Annotated in this window: 12 protein-coding genes; 5 read left to right on the top strand and 7 right to left on the bottom strand. The window is 50.1% G+C overall.

Annotated features, from left to right (window positions below; all coding sequences use genetic code 11):
- Positions 1-50 precede the first annotated feature (50 nt).
- Complete coding sequence (locus tag HMPREF9441_RS10730) at positions 51-1,040, top strand: family 43 glycosylhydrolase (protein ID WP_008621014.1); 990 nt, start codon at positions 51-53, stop codon at positions 1,038-1,040.
- 199 nt (positions 1,041-1,239) lie between these two features.
- On the opposite strand, the gene HMPREF9441_RS10725 is transcribed toward HMPREF9441_RS10730, so the two are convergent.
- Positions 1,240-1,968 (bottom strand): tRNA 2-thiocytidine biosynthesis TtcA family protein, encoded by a 729-nt coding sequence (locus HMPREF9441_RS10725; protein WP_039865185.1) that lies wholly within the window; start codon positions 1,966-1,968, stop codon positions 1,240-1,242.
- A gap of 20 nt (positions 1,969-1,988) precedes the next feature.
- A complete protein-coding gene (locus HMPREF9441_RS10720; RefSeq protein ID WP_008621011.1) occupies positions 1,989-2,354 on the bottom strand; it encodes a DMT family protein in 366 nt (121 codons plus the stop codon).
- A 178-nt stretch (positions 2,355-2,532) separates the two neighbouring features.
- Between HMPREF9441_RS10720 and HMPREF9441_RS10715 the strand changes: the two genes are divergently transcribed.
- Positions 2,533-3,663, top strand: a complete 1,131-nt coding sequence (locus HMPREF9441_RS10715; protein WP_172634940.1) for an AAA family ATPase — start codon at positions 2,533-2,535, stop codon at positions 3,661-3,663.
- Between the two features lie 101 nt (positions 3,664-3,764).
- Here the strand turns inward: HMPREF9441_RS10715 and HMPREF9441_RS10710 are convergent, their stop codons facing one another.
- Together HMPREF9441_RS10710 and serS are read right to left on the bottom strand one after the other, a co-directional pair.
- The gene (locus HMPREF9441_RS10710; RefSeq protein WP_008621009.1) at positions 3,765-6,122 is read right to left on the bottom strand and encodes a bifunctional dihydroorotate dehydrogenase B NAD binding subunit/NADPH-dependent glutamate synthase; all 2,358 of its coding nucleotides are present in this window, start codon (positions 6,120-6,122) and stop codon (positions 3,765-3,767) included.
- 37 nt (positions 6,123-6,159) lie between these two features.
- Positions 6,160-7,449: a serine--tRNA ligase gene (gene serS, locus HMPREF9441_RS10705; RefSeq protein ID WP_008621008.1), complete on the bottom strand. Its 1,290-nt coding sequence runs from the start codon at positions 7,447-7,449 to the stop codon at positions 6,160-6,162.
- 370 nt (positions 7,450-7,819) lie between these two features.
- Here serS and HMPREF9441_RS10700 point away from each other — a divergent pair, with 370 nt between their 5' ends.
- The 3 genes from HMPREF9441_RS10700 to HMPREF9441_RS10690 all read left to right on the top strand — a co-directional run bounded on the left by HMPREF9441_RS10700 (position 7,820) and on the right by HMPREF9441_RS10690 (position 11,365).
- Positions 7,820-8,278 (top strand): hypothetical protein, encoded by a 459-nt coding sequence (locus tag HMPREF9441_RS10700; protein ID WP_230315515.1) that lies wholly within the window; start codon positions 7,820-7,822, stop codon positions 8,276-8,278.
- Between the two features lie 127 nt (positions 8,279-8,405).
- Positions 8,406-10,016 carry an aspartate:alanine exchanger family transporter gene (locus tag HMPREF9441_RS10695; protein WP_008621005.1) on the top strand — a complete coding sequence of 537 codons (1,611 nt, stop codon included), beginning with the start codon at positions 8,406-8,408 and terminating at the stop codon, positions 10,014-10,016.
- 74 nt (positions 10,017-10,090) lie between these two features.
- Positions 10,091-11,365: a hemolysin family protein gene (locus HMPREF9441_RS10690; protein WP_008621004.1), complete on the top strand. Its 1,275-nt coding sequence runs from the start codon at positions 10,091-10,093 to the stop codon at positions 11,363-11,365.
- Between the two features lie 83 nt (positions 11,366-11,448).
- Here HMPREF9441_RS10690 and rpmA read toward each other — a convergent pair whose 3' ends face one another.
- From rpmA to trxB, 3 genes are all read right to left on the bottom strand, one after another.
- Positions 11,449-11,724, bottom strand: a complete 276-nt coding sequence (gene rpmA, locus HMPREF9441_RS10685; RefSeq protein ID WP_008621003.1) for a 50S ribosomal protein L27 — start codon at positions 11,722-11,724, stop codon at positions 11,449-11,451.
- Between the two features lie 20 nt (positions 11,725-11,744).
- Positions 11,745-12,062: a 50S ribosomal protein L21 gene (gene rplU / locus HMPREF9441_RS10680; RefSeq protein ID WP_008621002.1), complete on the bottom strand. Its 318-nt coding sequence runs from the start codon at positions 12,060-12,062 to the stop codon at positions 11,745-11,747.
- 181 nt (positions 12,063-12,243) lie between these two features.
- Entirely contained in the window at positions 12,244-13,182 is a 939-nt protein-coding gene (gene trxB / locus HMPREF9441_RS10675) for a thioredoxin-disulfide reductase (RefSeq protein WP_008621000.1), read from the bottom strand.
- Positions 13,183-13,228 lie beyond the last annotated feature (46 nt).

Raw genomic sequence — 13,228 nt, 5'->3', positions numbered from 1 at the left:
TCCGGTAGCTTTTTGAGAAATAAAGTTTTACTGTAATCAAAGATGAATGTATGAAAAAGAGTATATGGGGCGTATGTGCCCTTTTGTTGACGGCGTGCGTGGCGCAACGCCATTCCGCCGTTACAAGTGAAGCCGGGAAAGGAAAAGAGACGATAGACAGCCTGGCACCGAATCCGTTTATCCGCCATATATACACAGCCGACCCCTCAGCCCATGTCTGGGCCGACGGACGCTTGTATGTGTATGCCTCCCATGACATCGCACCGGCTCGCGGTTGCGACCTGATGGACCAGTATCATGTGTTTTCCACTGATGATATGGTACATTGGACAGACCATGGAGAAATCCTCCGCGCCTCGCAGGTGCCTTGGGGACGCAAGGAGGGCGGCTTCATGTGGGCGCCGGACTGTGCTTATAAGGACGGTACGTACTATTTCTATTTTCCCCATCCCAGCGAGACCGATTGGAACGGAAGTTGGAAAATCGGGGTGGCCACGAGCAAGGAACCGGCTGCCAACTTCACCGTGCAGGGATACATCGAAGGAATGGATCCCCTCATCGACCCTTGCGTGTTTGTGGACGACGACGGACAGGCTTATATTTACAACGGCGGGGGCGGCACGTGCAAGGGCGGACGGCTGAAGGATAACATGATGGAACTGGACGGCGCGATGCGGACCATGGAAGGGTTGGTGGATTTCCACGAGGCTACGTGGATTCACAAATACAATGGCAAATATTATCTGTCCTATTCCGACAACCACGAACCGGGACAGGAGGGTGTGGCAGGATGGAACCGCATGCATTATGCCATCAGCGACCATCCGCTCGGGCCGTGGAAACATATTGGCATTTACATGCAGCCCACCCGTCCGGAAACGGGTGTCACCAACCATGGCTCCATCGTGCAGTACAAAGGCCAGTGGTTCGCCTTTTACCATAACAGCGCGCTCTCTGGAGACCCGTGGCTGCGTTCCATTTGTGTGGACCGGCTCTACCACAATGCGGACGGTACCATCCGAATGGTGGAGCAGCGTTGACGTGGAGGCTTTGTCTTGTTTTGTGATAGTGCATTTTGCGGAAAACGCAAGGTGGAATGAGGTGGAAAACGAGGTGGAAAATCGTTCGCCTTAGATTTGAAAATCGTTTGGCTGAGATTTGAAAATCGTTCGGCTGAGATTGAAACAGCCGTCTCCGGATAATCGGGGACGGCTGTTTATCGTGTTGTTTTTCAGTGTCTTATTCTAAGAGTTTGCCTTCCTGCTCCAATGCGTTCCATAGGGAGTAACGGGCTTCGGGGTTGAGTTGTTCCAACTGTCCGAATATTTGCTTGATGTCCGAACGGTGGGAGTCTGTCTCGTAGGGGCAGAGCTTCTTTTGTTTGCGGTAGCCTTGCAGTGCCGCCCAGGCTGCGAGGTCGCGCTCGTGCACCATGCACAGCGGACGGATGATCGTCATGGGAAACTTGCGCATTTGCAACCGGGCGGGCATCGTGCCGAACTGGCCTTGGAAAGAAAGGTTGAGCAGCAGCGTGTGCAGGATGTCGTCCTGATGGTGGCCCAACGCAATTTTGTGGCAACCCAGTTCCTGCGCCACGGTGAAGAGCATCTTCCGGCGGTTCCACGAACAGAGGAAGCAGGGGCTTTTGCGCGTGTCGGTACTCGGGTCGAACGAGGTCTCGCGCACGATGAGGCGCACGCCGCGCACGGCGGCGAAGTCCTCCAAGTAAGCCGTGTCGCTTTCGTAGTCGATGTTGGCCATGCGCACGTGCAGGGCCGTGAGCGTGAGCTTCGGGCGGTGGATGCGGGCGCGGCGCGACATGAAGTCGAGCAGGGCGAGCGAGTCTTTGCCGCCGGACAGGCCGAGCAGGATGTGGTCGCCGTCGTCCAGCAAATGGTATTGGGTCAGTCCTTTGCTGAAATGCCGCCAGATACGGCGTTCCAGGAGTTGTGCTTCCGTGGGTTGCATGCTTTTATGGGAGCTTGTGGTTAAAGGAATACGAAATATACGGCCAGCACGAGGCAGAAGAAGGCGGCCAGATGGTTCCAGTGCAGGGTCTGTCCTTGGAACATCACGGTGGCGATGACCGTAAAGACGATGAGCGAAATGACTTCCTGAATCACTTTAAGCTGCATCAGGTTGAAAGGGCCGCCGTTGCCTTCGAAGCCAAGCCGGTTGGCCGGTACTTGGCAACAGTATTCTGCGAAAGCTATCATCCACGAGAAAAGGATGACGCCGATAAGCGGCCAATGGGACGATACGCCCGTTTGCTGCAACTTCAGGTGGCCGTACCAGGCCAGCGTCATGAAAATGTTGCTGCTGATGAGCAGCAAGATGGTGTAGACTGCGTTCATGTATACGTTTTTTTTCGGGCGCAAAGTTACGAAAATAAAGTCGTTGCTTGTGCCGCGCGGGCAGAAAAAAGGAGGTTGAGGCAGCTAGTTGCGCAATTTGTAATAAGGTTATTAGTAATAAAGTTGTTACTAAACGGGAAAATCACTATCTTCGCGATGGGTTAAACAGAGGATGATTATGGAAAATAAGCCATTTGTTTTTGGTGTGGCCACTTCGGGTGACAATTTTACCGACCGCAAGAAAGAAACAGCCCGTTTGTTGTCCAACTTCCGGCACGGTGTGAATACGGTGTTGATTTCTCCGCGCCGTTGGGGGAAGACATCTTTGGTCCGTAAAGTGTGCCGTTTGGCTCAGTCCGATACGTTGAAAGTAGTCTATCTGGATATTTTTTCTTGTCGTAGCGAACGGGAATTTTACGATGCTTTCGCGTCGGCTGTGCTCAAACAGACTTCTTCCAAACTGGAGGAGTGGATGGAAAATGCTCGGTTGTTCCTTTCGCGGATCAGCCCCAAGATTTCGTTGGGCACGGAGCCTATGACGGATTTTTCCATCTCGTTGGAACTCAATCCCAAGGCAGACGATGTGGACGATATCCTGCAACTTCCGGAAAAGATTGCGCAAAAAAAAGGTATCGATGTAGTCGTGTGCATTGACGAGTTCCAACAGATAGCCGAGTTTAAAGATTCAAAGGCTTTTCAGAAACGCTTGCGTTCGGTTTGGCAATTACAGAAATCGGTGTCGTATTGCCTGTTCGGCAGCAAGAAGCATCTTATGAATGAACTTTTTGAGAAAAAGAGCCTTCCTTTTTACAAGTTCGGTGATACGGTATATTTGCCCAAGATCGGGACGGAGGATTGGGTCGATTACATTTGCGGACGCTTTGAGGCTACGGGCAAACATATTTCCGCCGAGTTGGCCGGGAAGATATGCCGGGCCGTAGACAACCATTCTTCGTATGTGCAGCAGTTGGCGTGGTTGGTGTGGATTCATACAGACGAGACGGCCACGGAACAGGATTTCGAGGGAGCATATCAGGATATCATCGACCAGAATACGCCGCTGTTCGAAAAGCAGACAGAGAGCCTCACTGCATATCAGATGAATTTTTTGCGGGCCGTACTGGAGGGTGTGCACAGGGAATTCACTACGCGTGCCGTTTTGCAGAAGTACAAATTGGGCTCGTCGGCCAATGTGAGCATCGTAAAACGGGCATTATTGAAGAAAGAACTTATCGAGATGGAAAAACGTCAGGTCGTCATTCCGGATCCGGTGATGGAGGAATGGTTGAGGTGGGAACTGGGTTTGTAATGCCAAACTGGGGAAGGAGGGTGTTGTACACGGTGCGCTAACGAATCAGCCCGTACGAACCGTGCGGTTCATACGGGCTGATGTTTGTGATATGATGCAGGTTATTTCTGCAAATACTCATGCATACTGCTGGCTGCCTTCCGTCCGTCGCCCATGGCGAGGATGACGGTGGCACCGCCGCGCACGATATCTCCTCCGGCAAAGATGCAGGGAATGTTGGTCTGCATGCCCTCGTTCACCACGATGGTATTCTTGCGACCCAACTCCAAACCTTGGATGGAAGTGGGGACAATCGGGTTGGGGGATACGCCCACGGCTACGATGGCCATGTCGATGTCCAGCGTTTCCGTGGCGCCCAGTATCGGTTCCGGACTGCGGCGACCGCTGGCATCCGGTTCGCCCAGTTGCATCTTTTGCAAGACCACCTGCTTCACCGCGCCCTTTTCGTCGGCTATGTATTCCAACGGGTTGTGCAGGGTGAGGAACTCGATACCCTCTTCCTTGGCGTGCTTCACCTCTTCGAGGCGGGCCGGCATCTCGGCTTCCGAACGGCGATAGACAATCATCACCCGTTCTGCACCCAGGCGTTTGGCCGTGCGGCAGGAGTCCATGGCCGTGTTGCCACCGCCCACTACCATGACATTCTTGGCCAAATGAATGGGGGTGTCCGTATCCGGATTAGAGGCGTCCATGAGGTTGACGCGCGTCAGATACTCGTTGCTCGACATGATGTTGATACTGTTCTCGCCCGGAATACCCATGAAGTTAGGCAGTCCTGCGCCGGAACCTACGAAGATGCCTTTGAAGCCCTCGTCCTCCAATTCCTGTACGCTGATGGTTTTGCCCACGAGACAGTCTTTTTCGAACTTCACGCCGATTTTCTCCAGGTTCTGAATCTCCACGTCCACAATCTTGTTGGGCAAGCGGAACTCCGGAATGCCGTATTTCAATACGCCGCCGATTTCATGCAAGGCTTCGAACACCGTCACGTCATACCCGTATTTGGCCATGTCGCCGGCGAATGAAAGTCCGGCGGGTCCGGAGCCGATGACGGCCACTTTGATGCCGTTTGCCGGAGCACATTCGGGGACGGACATCATGCCGCTCTCGCGTTCGAAGTCGGCAGCAAAGCGTTCCAGATAGCCGATGGCTACGGCCGGTTCGTTCATCTTCAGGTGGATGCACTGGCTTTCGCATTGTTTCTCTTGCGGACAAACACGTCCGCAGACAGCCGGGAGCGCGGAAGTGCTCTTCAACACGCGGGCGGCATTGAGGAATTCGCCCCGTTCGATGTTCTTGATGAACGACGGGATGTTGATGCTTACCGGGCATCCTTGCATACAGGTCGGGTTGGCGCAGTCCAGACAGCGTCGGGCCTCGGTCATGGCCTGTTCGGCATTGAGGCCGATATTCACTTCTTCCGTGCGCGTGGTGGCGCGGTACACGGGATCGAGTTCCGGCATGACAACACGCGGGATGGCCGTGCGTTCTTTCGGCTTCATGGCCTTCCGGATTTCTTGCCGCCACGGTGCATTACGGTCGGTCAGTTCGCAGAGCGGAGTCGTGGTATCCATTCGGGAAGCATCGGCCGCACAGGCTTTTTCAGCTTGGCTGTCCGTATTTTCGGGCATGCTTCCGGATGCTTGTGCAAACCGTTGCATCTCTTCCGTCTCTTCCTTTTTAAAGGCGCCCATCCGCTTGAGCATCTCGTCGAAATCGACCTGATGACCGTCGAATTCGGGGCCGTCCACACAGACAAAGCGTGTCTTTCCGCCCACGGAGATGCGGCAGGCACCACACATGCCCGTGCCGTCTACCATGATGGTATTCAGGGACACATCAGTCGGGATACCGTATTTCTTAGTGAGCAGGCAGCAGAATTTCATCATGACCGCCGGGCCGATGGCGAAACATTTGTCCACCTTTTCACGCTGGATGACGCTTTCTATGCCTTCGGTTACCAGTCCTTTGCGGCCATAACTGCCGTCGTCGGTCATGATGATGACCTCGTCCGAACTTTTGCGTACTTCGTCTTCCAGGATAATCAGCTCTTTGCTTCGTCCGGCCAACACGGAAATCACGCGGTTGCCCGCTGCCTTCAGGGCTTCGATGATGGGAAGCATGGGGGCTACGCCTACTCCTCCTCCTGCACATACCACCGTACCGAATTTTTCGATATGCGTGGCTTTGCCCAACGGACCGACCACGTCGGTGATATAGTCCCCCTCATTCAGGTGGCACAGACGGGTGGAAGAAAGTCCCACCTCTTGTACTACCAGTGTGATAGTGCCTTTGACCGGATCGGCACCGGCTATGGTCAGAGGCATACGTTCCCCCTTTTCTCCAACGCGGACAATTACGAAATGACCGGCCTTCCGGGCTTTGGCTATCAGCGGGGCTTCGATTTCAAACTTGAAGACCTTTTCGGAAAAGCGGCTTTTGGATACGATTCTGTTCATTGCTCTATTCGTTTGGATTTATAATAATAGGTATGGCTCAGCACGGTTTGTCGTCCAGCATTTCAAAACCGCAATAAGGCACGAGGCATTTCGGCATGCGGATGCCTTCGGGCGTCTGGTTGTTCTCCATGATGGCGGCTACGATGCGCGGCAGGGCAAGGGCCGAACCGTTCAGCGTATGACACAGTTCCGTCTTCTTGTCCTCCGTGCGGCGGTAACGGCATTTCAGGCGATTGGCCTGGTAAGTGTCGAAGTTAGACACCGAGCTGACCTCCAGCCAACGTTTTTGTGCTTCGGAATATACTTCGAAGTCGTAGCAAATGGAAGAAGTAAAGCTCATGTCGCCTCCGCAAAGCCGAAGGATACGATAAGGAAGTTCCAGTTTCTGGAGCAAGCCTTCTACGTGTGCCAGCATTTCCTGGTGGGACTGTTCCGAATGTTCAGGTTTGTCAATGCGTACCAGTTCCACTTTCGAAAACTCGTGCAAGCGGTTCAGGCCACGCACATCCTTACCGTAGGAACCGGCTTCACGACGGAAACATTGCGTATAGGCGCAATTCTTGACGGGCAGATCCTTTTCGTCTAAAATGACGTCGCGGTAGATGTTCGTCACAGGTACTTCGGCCGTGGGGATAAGATAAAAATCATCCAGATTGCAGTGGTACATCTGTCCTTCCTTGTCGGGCAACTGTCCGGTACCGTAACCGGAGGCTTCGTTGACTACCGTAGGAGGCATGATTTCTTCGTAGCCTGATTTGCGTGCCTCGTCGAGGAAAAAGTTGATGAGGGCACGTTGAAGCCGTGCGCCTTTTCCGCGATAGACGGGGAAACCCGCCCCCGTGATTTTCACGCCGAGGTCGAAGTCTATCAGATTGTACTTCTTGGCCAGTTCCCAATGTGGGAGAGCGTCTTTCGGCAAATCCGTTTCCATGCCGCCCATTTTCACTACCACATTGTCCTCCGCACCGTTGCCTTCCGGTACGATGTCGTATGGGATATTAGGGATAGCGCAGAGTAGGGTGGTGAGTTCTTGTTGTGCCCGGTCCATGGCTTCTTGAAGGGCTTTGTTCGTATCTTTCAGTCGGGCTACTTCTGTTTTGATGGATTCGGCTTCTTCTTTCTTTCCTTGTTTCATCAACGCACCGATTTGTGCGGCCAGTTTTTTGCTTTCCGACAAATTGATGTCTAATTGTGTTTGCGCTTCGCGGCGTTTTTTGTCGGTAGCCAACACGTTTTCGATAGCTTCCTTGGCTCCTGAGAAATGTTTTTTCTCCAGACCTTTGATGACCCATTCGGTCCGTTCGTTGATGAGTTTTAATGTAAGCATACTACTATTTATTTTATAATCCTACTTTCCTGTGAGTTGCAAAATTAATTAAAAAAAAGGTAGGGAGCGCAAAAAAAGCCCGAAAAACTCCTTATTTCTTTGTCAAATGGCGAAAAGAACGGCCGTAGGACGAGAAAAGTGATACGGTAGTAATGGCCTTGCATTCCCGTTTGCTAACATATTGTAACTGTTTTGCCATAAAAGACAAACGAATGAACGGGATTTCTTGATATAAGTCAATATTATTTCTCCATACGTGTTAAAAGAGGTCTTTTTGCTTGTATTCGGTAGGAAACCTCCGTATCTTTGTATTGTTTTTAGGAGAGGCCATGAAGGCCAAGTATATATTAAAGGTAAAAAGATTGAAATTATGAAGAAGTTAATGACAATGGTTAGCGCCATGATGATGGTGGCAGCCGTAAATGCAAGTGAAGTGGCTACGGTAGCGTTCAACGAGGCTCGGGTAAATGTGCCGGCACGTGTACGTTTTGTAAAGGGAGAGAACTATGGTTTCAGCGTGGAAGCCAAGGATTCCGTGATAGCAAGAGCCGTGCGTTGCACTGTGAAGGACGGTGTGTTGAGACTCAGCTTCGGTAATGCCTTGAAGCCGGGTGAATCCAAATTCGATGCCAAGAAGGGCGTATATTACTACGGTGTCAATCCGACCAATCATGTCTTTGTAGGTGAGAATGGAGAAGATGACATGGTGATTACGGTCGTAGCTCCGGACATGCCTAAGTTCAAGACATCTTCCGATTACGTAGCAGTGACGGTGAAAGCCGTGGAAGAGGCTGGAAATAGCCGGGCTGCACTGACGATGAATGAGTAATGGATGAAAGTCACCTTCGGGTGGCGGTCATATAAAAATGAAGTCCTCTGAAAGTTTTTAATGGAACTTTTGGGGGACTTTCGTTTTTATCCCTATCTTTGCAAAACACATCCATTACAATTAATCTATGTGGACAGAACTATTGAATTCTTCTTATTTTGCCTTGTTTCTCATTGTGGCCTTGGGGTTTATGCTGGGGCGTATTAAAATTCGCGGAGTTTCCCTTGATGTGTCGGCTGTTATTTTCATTGCTTTGCTCTTCGGGCATTTCGGGGTTTCTATTCCTAAGGAATTGGGCAACTTCGGATTGGTGTTGTTCATCTTTACCATAGGTATCCAGGCGGGTCCCGGTTTCTTTGATTCTTTTCGCACGAAGGGCAAGACGTTGATTCTGATTACTATGTTGATAGTGGCTTCGGCTTCGTTGACGGCCGTAGGATTGAAATATGCTTTTGGTATCGATACTCCCAGTGTGGTAGGGTTGATAGCCGGTGCGTTGACCAGTACACCGGGACTTGCCGTGGCCATTGACAGTACGAACTCGCCTTTGGCTTCTATTGCATACGGTATTGCCTATCCGTTCGGAGTCATCGGGGTGATACTTTTTGTCAAGTTGTTGCCGAAGATGTTGCGTGTGGATCTTGAGCAGGAAGCCCGTAGGCTGGAAGCCCGTAGGCTGGAAGCCGAACGGCGTAGCAAGTATCCGGAGTTGCAGACTTGCATATTCAAAGTGACGAACCCTCAGGTCTTCGGACGTACTTTGGCACAGTTGAATGTGGGACGGATGACGGGTGCTGTGGTGTCGCGGGTCAAATCCGGAGGGGAGATTCTTATTCCGATGGGACATACATCTTTGCATGCCGAAGACTGGGTGCAGGCTGTGGGGAGCGAGGATGCACTTTCTCAATTAGGCGTATTGCTGGGAGAGCGTAAGGAGGGCGAATTGCCGTTGGTAGAGAGTCAGGATATCCAGTCTTTGCTGTTGACCAATAAAAATATGATTAACAAGCAGTTGGGAGACTTAAACTTGCATCAGAACTTCGGCTGTACCGTGACGCGGGTGAGGCGGAGCGGTATAGATCTTGCCCCTTCACCCGATTTGGCCTTGAAGTTCGGAGACAAACTGATGGTGGTGGGCGAAAAAGACGGATTGAACGGTTTGGCTTGTATGTTGGGTAATAATGCCAAGTTGCTGTCCGATACTGATTTTTTCCCTATTGCCATGGGAATCGTATTGGGCGTATTGTTCGGTAAGCTGAATATATCGTTCGGCGACGGAATGTCTTTTTCTCCCGGGTTGACGGGAGGAGTGCTTATCGTGGCTTTGGTGTTGAGTGCGATAGGAAAAACCGGTCCTATATTATGGTCCATGTCAGGGCCTTCCAATCATTTGCTTAGGCAGTTGGGATTGCTTTTGTTTTTGGCTGAGGTAGGTACTTCTGCCGGTAAAACTTTAGTCGAGACATTCCAGAGTAGCGGTTGGCTACTGTTCGGTGTGGGAGCAGCTATTACGATAGTGCCTATGCTGGTATCTGTCGTGGTCGGACGTTTGATTTTTAAGGTTTCGGTGTTGGATCTCTTAGGAACGATTACCGGAGGGATGACGAGTACACCGGGATTGGCTGCAGCAGACTCTATGGTGGACAGCAACATTCCCGGTGTGGCATACGCTACGGTCTATCCCATTGCGATGGTTTTTCTTATCTTGTTTATTCAAGTAATAGCCATGACATTCTAAGAACGCCGAATTCCATTTCTATGGAGACTGATGAAGGAAATAAATAATTATAGATTATAGACGGAAAAAGTAAGATGAGTGAGATTTTAATTATTATCGGATTGATTTTGTTGAACGGAGTATTTTCGATGTCGGAAGTGGCCATGATTTCAGCGCGGAAGTCCCGTCTGTCCACGGATGCGAAGAAGGGGAGCAAGGCGGCACAGAAAGCTTTGGACCTGTCTGGTAATCCCGACAGATTTTTGTCTACCGTACAGATTGGTATTACGCTGATTGGCATTTTGACCGGTATTTATTCCGGTAATAAGATAGCTACGGACTTGACGGATTTTATGCTTTCATGTGGTGTCTCTTCTGCTTATGCTGCCGTATTGGCGCAAGGTACGATTGTGGTGGTGGTGACCTATCTTACGATTATTTTCGGTGAACTGGTGCCGAAACGTATCGGTTTGAGTGTGGCGGAAGCCGTGGCCAAGTTGATGGCACGACCTATGAATGTGTTGGCGATGATAGCTTCTCCTTTCGTTTGGTTGCTTTCCAAGAGTACGGAACTTATCTTTAATCTGTTGGGAATAAAGGGAGATGACGGAAAAGTGACCGAAGAAGAAATCAAATCTATCATTAAGGAGGGGGCGGAAGAAGGGGCTGTAGAACCCGTGGAACAGAACATCATGCAGCGCGTTTTCATGTTGGGAGATTTGAAGATAGGTTCTATCATGACGCATAAAAGCGATGTGGTGTGGTTGGATACTGCAATGTCGGCCCGGGAGATACAGGAGGTGCTGAAACGGGATTTATATGAATCTTATCCGGTGGCAGACGGTGATTTGGATCATGTGAAGGGAATGATTTGGCTAAAAGATTTGGTGATGAAGTTAAGTGACGAAGACTTCAAAGTCGGTGATTTGGCACGGGAGGCAGTATATTTTCACGAGGGAATGAGCATCTATAAAGTTCTGGAACAAATGAAGGTGAGAAAAATCAGCCGCGCATTGATTTGCGATGAGTTCGGTGACTTTGTGGGAATGGTTACTTTGAAGGATATATTTGAAGGACTTGTGGGAAGTATGGATAATGAAGAAGATGAACCGGAAATCATCAAACGTGCAGACAACGGAGGTTGGCTGGTAGACGGCCAATGTTCTTTATACGACCTGTTGTGTTATTTCGACTGCGGTGATTTATATGAAGCTTCCGGATATCATACGTTGGCCGGTCTGATACTCGACCGCTTGCAGCGTATTCCTCGTAGTGGAGAGAAGTTGGAATGGAATAGTTTCGTATTTGAAATCATGGACATGGACGGAGCGCGTATTGACAAAGTACTGGTGACAAGGTCGGTCGGTTGAGACTGACTTTTCTACAAAGGATAAAATAAAAGCCATTCCTTTGGGAATGGCTTTTATTTATGCTGTTTGTAATAAACTCGTTATTATGCTTCAGCTTTAGCTTCTACAGAAACAACGCTTCTGTCTTGGCGACCTTTGTAGGAACCTTTCTTGAAAGTTACTACACCGTCTACTAATGCGTAAAGAGTATGATCCTTACCCATACCTACGTTTGTACCGGGATAGTGAACTGTGCCACGCTGGCGAACAATGATGTTACCGGCTACACATTTCTGTCCACCGAAAATCTTTACGCCTAATCTCTGTGATGCTGATTCACGGCCGTTCTTAGAACTACCCACACCTTTTTTATGTGCCATTTTCTTCTAACTTTTAAGGATTAAGCAATAACTTGTTTAATGGTTACTTCGGTGAACTGTTGGCGATGGCCATTCAGTTTACGATAACCTTTTCTTCTCTTCTTGTGGAACACTAATACCTTGTCGCCCTTTACCAGCGGAGAAACAACTTCGCAAACCACCTTTGCACCTTCTACGGTGGGAGCGCCTACGGTTACGTTACCATTGTTGTCTACCAACAACACTTTCTCAAATTCAACAGCTTGGTTAGCCTCGGCGTTCTGAATGTGGTGTACAAACAGCTTTTTGCCTTCTTCAGCTTTGAACTGCTGACCGTTAATTTCTACAATTGCGTACATTTTAATGGATTAAACGGGTTTTTCCATGAGGCGGATGCCGTTGTGGCTTCACTTTTTTGAGCCTCTCTGGACTAAATCGGCTGCAAAGTTACGAATAACAGTGCATTCCGCCAAACTTTTCAACAGTTTTCTCCGTATAAAAATGGAAGAATGCACTGTTTCTACTTATATGTATTGCCTTTTATAACTTGTGTTCTGCCAGATAACGTTCTGCCTCGATGGCCGCTTTACATCCGCTGCCTGCGGCTGTGATGGCCTGGCGATAATGAGGATCGGCAACGTCTCCGGCCGCAAAAACACCGGGTACACCGGTGCGTGGAGAGTCGCCCTCAGTAAGGATATAGCCGGTTTCATCGGTTTTCACCCACGGTTTGAAGATGTCCGAGTTGGGTTTGTGTCCGATGGCCAAGAAAAATCCGTCTATAGCAATGTCGTAATGTTGCTCGTCGGCTTCTCCTTTGCGTTTTACCACGTGTACGCCTTCCACTCCGTTTTCGCCGAACAAGCCTTCTGCGTTGTGTTCGAATAGTACCTCTATTTTAGGATTTTCCAGTACGCGTTCCTGCATGATCTTGGAAGCGCGGAGGAAAGGTTTGCGCACGAGCAGGTAAACCTTGGCTGCCAGTCCGGCCAAATAGGTGGCTTCCTCGCAAGCCGTATCTCCGCCGCCCACTACGGCTACAGTTTTTTTACGGTAAAAGAACCCGTCGCAGGTGGCACAGGCACTGACACCCATACCGGCATATTTCTTTTCATCTTCCAGTCCCAAGTATTTGGCCGTGGCTCCGGTGGCAATGATAAGAGCATCGGTTTCTACAGTACTGTCGTTATCGAATGTGATTTTATAGGGGCGTTCGCTTAGATCCGCTTTAATGGCAATGGCATTACGGATGTCCGTTCCGAAGCGTTCGGCCTGTTTGCGTAAGTCTTCCATCAGGTCCGGACCAGCTATACCCTCGGGATAACCCGGGAAATTTTCAACTTCTGTCGTGGTGGTCAACTGGCCGCCGGGCTGTATGCCCTCGTACAATACGGGGTTAAGGTTGGCACGGCCTGCATAGATGGCCGCTGTATATCCGGCAGGGCCGGAACCGATAATTAAGCAACGAATATGTTCCATAATCTTTTGGGGTTTGTATGTATATATAATTAATGTATAAGCAGAC

The organism is Paraprevotella clara YIT 11840 (assembly GCF_000233955.1).
In the GTDB taxonomy this organism is placed as follows: Bacteria; Bacteroidota; Bacteroidia; order Bacteroidales; family Bacteroidaceae; genus Paraprevotella; species Paraprevotella clara.
This window is presented reverse-complemented; position numbering and strand designations above follow the sequence as displayed.

Excerpts from the sequence above, each read along its gene's own strand:
- HMPREF9441_RS10730 (WP_008621014.1), top strand. The coding sequence starts at position 51 with ATGAAAAAGAGTATATGGGGCGTATGTGCCCTTTTGTTGACGGCGTGC.
- HMPREF9441_RS10725 (WP_039865185.1), bottom strand. The coding sequence starts at position 1,968 with ATGCAACCCACGGAAGCACAACTCCTGGAACGCCGTATCTGGCGGCAT.
- HMPREF9441_RS10720 (WP_008621011.1), bottom strand. The coding sequence starts at position 2,354 with ATGAACGCAGTCTACACCATCTTGCTGCTCATCAGCAGCAACATTTTC.
- HMPREF9441_RS10715 (WP_172634940.1), top strand. The coding sequence starts at position 2,533 with ATGGAAAATAAGCCATTTGTTTTTGGTGTGGCCACTTCGGGTGACAAT.
- HMPREF9441_RS10710 (WP_008621009.1), bottom strand. The coding sequence starts at position 6,122 with ATGAACAGAATCGTATCCAAAAGCCGCTTTTCCGAAAAGGTCTTCAAG.
- serS (WP_008621008.1), bottom strand. The coding sequence starts at position 7,449 with ATGCTTACATTAAAACTCATCAACGAACGGACCGAATGGGTCATCAAA.
- HMPREF9441_RS10700 (WP_230315515.1), top strand. The coding sequence starts at position 7,820 with ATGAAGAAGTTAATGACAATGGTTAGCGCCATGATGATGGTGGCAGCC.
- HMPREF9441_RS10695 (WP_008621005.1), top strand. The coding sequence starts at position 8,406 with ATGTGGACAGAACTATTGAATTCTTCTTATTTTGCCTTGTTTCTCATT.
- HMPREF9441_RS10690 (WP_008621004.1), top strand. The coding sequence starts at position 10,091 with ATGAGTGAGATTTTAATTATTATCGGATTGATTTTGTTGAACGGAGTA.
- rpmA (WP_008621003.1), bottom strand. The coding sequence starts at position 11,724 with ATGGCACATAAAAAAGGTGTGGGTAGTTCTAAGAACGGCCGTGAATCA.
- rplU (WP_008621002.1), bottom strand. The coding sequence starts at position 12,062 with ATGTACGCAATTGTAGAAATTAACGGTCAGCAGTTCAAAGCTGAAGAA.
- trxB (WP_008621000.1), bottom strand. The coding sequence starts at position 13,182 with ATGGAACATATTCGTTGCTTAATTATCGGTTCCGGCCCTGCCGGATAT.